A 4,392-nucleotide genomic window follows, 5' to 3' on the forward strand; every position below is an offset into this window, starting at 1 on the left:
ATTACTCAACAAGAGATTATTGCAAAATTAGAAATAACTAAACGTGCTGACCTACCTGACGAAATTGAATCTCTTTTTTATGATAATGTTGACAATATTCCATCTGAACCTATTACACAACAACAAGAACAGATAGAGGAATCTACTGTAGAGTCGTCAAAATGTACTCCCGAAAAAAAAGAGCAGCAACGAAATGGGCAAATTCCTTGGCCGTTGCCATGTACTGACAAGGAAATGGATTCATTTTAGCTTTTTTTAGACAGATTTTATTCCAAAAAATTCAAAAACACACGTCCATCTTTCACAGGTGGACACCAAAAATAAGCCCCTGTGATTGGTCGTGTAAACTGAAATAGGGCATCTTGAATACCATCTTCAAGGCCAACCATACGCCGTAATTGTGCTGCAAATGCTTGACTCGAATGACCAAAAGCAACAAACATCAAACCTCCGTCCACGCCTGACGACCACGGCATAGAACGGCGCAACACAAAGGCTTCTGGGCTAAAACTTTCTTGGGCAGTACGTTTAACATGAGCCGATTCGGGCGCATCATCTAACTCTTCGTTATCATCTTTGCGTCGACCAATAGCATTATCTTGTTGTTCGTTGCTCATCCTGTTAAAGCTTGGCATATGGTGCAGCCATTGTTGCACGGCAACCACACTACCACCCTCTAATGCAGGATTTTCATCAGCCACAAAAGCGGCGGCTATTGCTGCTTCATCGTGAGGATTTTCTGTGCCATCTTCATAACCAGTTAAATCACGACCACCCAAATGACAAAAAGCATCCACAATTTGAGTGCAATGAAAAGCGGCCTCTAAGGTTTTAATCAGTTGTTGGCTTAATAACAACAGCTCACCACGCTCAGAACCACGCACCCATAACCACACATCGGCAGGAGTAGAAGGAATATTAATGCCTGCACTGGTATAAGCAGGAAAGTTTGGTAAATGCGGATGTGCTAAATCTAATTGTAATAACAAAGACTTACCTAAACCCAAGACAATCTGTTCACCATCAACCATCGCAGATAACTGCTGTAAACAAGCTTTAACTTGGCTTGGATCATATTGTTGAAAAGTTAAATAACAGGCAACACTCGGCACGTTTGCTAAAATGCCACGTTGATAATTCATTCTTTATTCCTCTAATCAGGCGTGCAGTCACGACGCAAAGGGCAATCTGTGCCAATCGGCAAGGTACTTAAACGCTGGCGTAATTGTTGTAGGCTGTTAATTCGTTGGTCAATGAGACGTACCTTATCAGCAACAAAATTTTCTACTAACACTGGGGCTAATTGGCCGCCTGCCAACATGGGTAAAATACTGGCAATTTCACGTAAAGAAAAACCTAACTCTTGGGCAAGCTTAATAAGATTTACCGTGTCTAGTGTGGCAGGCGTGTAATTTTTATAACCATTACCTAGCCTAAAGCCTGTAATTAAGCCTTGTTTTTCATAAAAACGAATCGTATCTCGGCTCACTTGAGCCGCTTGAGCAAGTTCACCAATTAACATGCAAAAAGTCCTTGACCTTGGAGTGTACTCCATAGTTTAGAGTGTGTATCAATAAATGCAAATACTCGGAGAACAATCATGAGCGATATTTTAGTCACAGGTGCAAGTGGCTTTATTGGTAAGTTTTTAATCTTGGCATTGGTTAAAAAAGGCCATCGGGTGTTTGCCTTATTTAGAAAACCAACAGAGCAATTTCCACAGTTAATAGCATGGCTAGCAACAAAAGGCGTGGCTGAGGCGCAAATTGTGCCAATTCAAGGCGATTTGTCAGTCGCTAATGTGGGCATAAGCGAAGAAAATTGGCAAAAAATGGCCAATGTTTCAGTGATTTATCATAGCGCGGCGATGTTTGGTTGGAATTTATCAGAGCAGCAAGCTCGACAAGTAAATGTTAAAGGTGTGCTTGAGTTATTGACCTTGGCACAACAAAAGTTGTCCTTAAAACAGGTGGTACAAGTATCAGGTTATATGCTAACCATGACTGAACATTTACAACAGTTGGGTATTGAAGGTTTGGCCGAAAATGCTAATTGGTCAAAAATCTATCAGCAAGTAGGCGTGTATGAAGCCTCAAAAATTGAAGCTCATTTTGCGATTAAACGTCTAAGTAAACAGCTTAATATACCTTTAACGGTGATTCATCCTGCCACAGTGATTGGTGATCATCAACAAGGGGAGTTGGCCAGTCAGCAGCCATTTTATCAAACTCTAGTCGATTTAAAGGCGGGCAAATTATTTGCTGTACCTTCGGGGCAGGGCTATCGTTTGCCATTGGTGAGTGTAGCTTATTTAACGCAGTTTATGGCCAATGTCATTGATTATCCACAAACGATAAATCAAGAGTATGTTTTGGCTGATAATTCCACACCAAACCTAAAGCAAGTATTAACAGTGTGTGCTAAGGCTATTGCCATTAAACCACCTGTGTTGTCGATTCCCATTCCTGTTTTAAAGTGTGTATTGACTAGCGAGTTTGTGGCTAAAAAAGCAGGCATGAGTTTGGAGATGTTACATTTTTTTCGTCAAGAATCCTTAGCCACAGAAGCCACACAACAACTGGCCAATATGATGGCCTTACCCTTACCTAGTTTGGAGCATTGTTTGCAGCAAACGGCAAAATTTGTCGCTAGGCAATAGTCCCTAACAGTTAATGTGAGTTTAACCAATCATTGGCTAATTGTTCTGCCTGTTGTTGTTGTTGTGAATTGCTTTGTGTGGATAGTTGCGATAACAACGTTTTAGCAGGCTGATATCCTAATGTATTGGCAATTGTTGCCCATGTTAACGCTTTAACTACATCGGTTTGGGCATAAATTTGGGCTAATTGATATTGTGCTTGAGAGACTTTTTGTTCGGCAACTCGTTCCAGCCACCATAAGGCTTTAGCAACACCATCAACAGGAATTAATGCTTTTGCATAATATGCAGGTTTATTACCTTGTTTTAGATAAGCTGCTTTACGAAACCATTCGGCTGCTTCAACATTATTACGAGCAACTCCTTGACCATTAAAGTACATCATACCTAATTTAAGTTGAGCCTCTATATGATTTTGTTGGGCTGCTTTGGTTAACCAAACAACAGCTTGTTCATAACTTTGTTGTAAATGATCGCCAAGCTCATACTTGATAGCTAGTTGATATTGAGATTCAGCAGCACCTTGTTCGGCCTGTTGGATAATTTCTTCAATAGAAGAATTTTGTTCAATTGCCCATACCGAACCAACAGCCAGACTTAAACTTAGTAAAAGATATTTATAAGAAAAACTCATGATGTTGACCTCTATGGAGTTTTGGTTGACGTGTCTAATGCTTGAGTAATATCTTGAGGAACAACTACTTGTGGATTACGTTGACGAATATTGTTGAGTTGCTCTCGGGCTTCATCATATTTTTTCTGGGCGATTAATGTACGTAGCTCTGCCCATGTTTGCGCTTGCAATTCTGCTTCAGTGGGAGGAATGATCTCTTTAGTGCTATAAATATTGTCTGAGGGTTGGAGTGTGTTAAAAACGATAGCGCATATTACTGTAACTACACCCGCAAATGCTAAACCACCTTGCCAAGAGTGCGAAAAGAGAGAGCTAATCTTTTGCCAAAGAGCGTTGGATTTTCCTTGTGTAGTTCGATTGATGTTGGCTTGTTGCTCAGCCATTTGCAAAATATGTTGTTCAATCGTCGGCGTAACTTGTTGCTTAGCTAAACTCTGATATAACTGGCTGATCCTTGGATCATTAGGCGTTTCATGCATCATTATCGCTTCTCAACAGCTAAACTAATATGTTAAAGGCTTTCCGTTAATAATTGTGTTTGCCATTGTTGATTGTCTAAACGTTGATTTATAGGTTGTTTAAATTCGTAATGTTGCCAAAGTGCGCCACGGGCTTGTTGTTGCTCAATGACTCTAGGTAAACCAATGGCCTCTTCAACAACCATTTTATCAATAGGATTGGTATGAACATCGACAATAATAGGTTTGTCTTTTTGGCCTGTTAAAGCCAATAACTGTTTGTCTAAATCATTTAATAATTGCTCATCATTCGCATCCAAGCTGGGTTGCTCAGCAATTTTCACTAATCGTTCTAAAAGTAGTGCAAAGTCATCCCATAAATGTGGACTTTGTTGTTGATGTTGATTGACTAATTTAAGTAAGGCTTTATAAACATCAACATGGCCATATAACATGGCACCTTTACGAAGCTCATCGTTAGGTATTTGTAGACTTTTTGAGCCCATTGTCATCGACTGTTTGCTATACAAAAGATTGATATAACGCTGCCACGTCCAAAAGCCTAATAAACTGGAGACTTGAGGATAACTACGACCCGCTTCTTGTAAAAACTGGAGTTGTAGTTGATTTAGGCCATTAGG

Annotated in this window: 7 protein-coding genes; 2 read left to right on the forward strand and 5 right to left on the reverse strand. The window is 40.1% G+C overall.

Annotated features, from left to right (window positions below):
- On the forward strand, positions 1 to 249 hold a 249-nt coding region (locus Q0212_RS12105), incomplete at its 5' end, for a hypothetical protein (RefSeq protein ID WP_297925852.1).
- 17 nt (positions 250 to 266) lie between these two features.
- On the opposite strand, the gene Q0212_RS12110 is transcribed toward Q0212_RS12105, so the two are convergent.
- Entirely contained in the window at positions 267 to 1,142 is an 876-nt protein-coding gene (locus Q0212_RS12110; protein WP_297925855.1) for a Dyp-type peroxidase, read from the reverse strand.
- Positions 1,143 to 1,153: 11 nt separating this feature from the next.
- Positions 1,154 to 1,522, reverse strand: coding sequence for a MerR family transcriptional regulator (locus Q0212_RS12115; protein ID WP_297925857.1), 369 nt, complete (start codon positions 1,520 to 1,522; stop codon positions 1,154 to 1,156).
- A gap of 78 nt (positions 1,523 to 1,600) precedes the next feature.
- Here Q0212_RS12115 and Q0212_RS12120 point away from each other — a divergent pair, with 78 nt between their 5' ends.
- Entirely contained in the window at positions 1,601 to 2,659 is a 1,059-nt protein-coding gene (locus Q0212_RS12120) for an SDR family oxidoreductase (RefSeq protein WP_297925858.1), read from the forward strand.
- A gap of 10 nt (positions 2,660 to 2,669) precedes the next feature.
- Here Q0212_RS12120 and Q0212_RS12125 read toward each other — a convergent pair whose 3' ends face one another.
- From Q0212_RS12125 to Q0212_RS12135, 3 genes are all read right to left on the reverse strand, one after another.
- On the reverse strand, positions 2,670 to 3,293 hold the full coding sequence (locus Q0212_RS12125; protein WP_297925860.1) for a tetratricopeptide repeat protein: 624 nt from the start codon (positions 3,291 to 3,293) through the stop codon (positions 2,670 to 2,672).
- An 11-nt stretch (positions 3,294 to 3,304) separates the two neighbouring features.
- On the reverse strand, positions 3,305 to 3,775 hold the full coding sequence (locus Q0212_RS12130) for a hypothetical protein (protein ID WP_297925862.1): 471 nt from the start codon (positions 3,773 to 3,775) through the stop codon (positions 3,305 to 3,307).
- A gap of 29 nt (positions 3,776 to 3,804) precedes the next feature.
- Positions 3,805 to 4,392 (reverse strand): DUF3160 domain-containing protein (locus Q0212_RS12135; protein ID WP_297925864.1); only part of this gene is annotated, 588 nt, incomplete at its 5' end.

It is taken from the genome of uncultured Agitococcus sp., from assembly GCF_937920075.1.
Classification (GTDB): Bacteria; Pseudomonadota; Gammaproteobacteria; order Pseudomonadales; family Moraxellaceae; genus Agitococcus.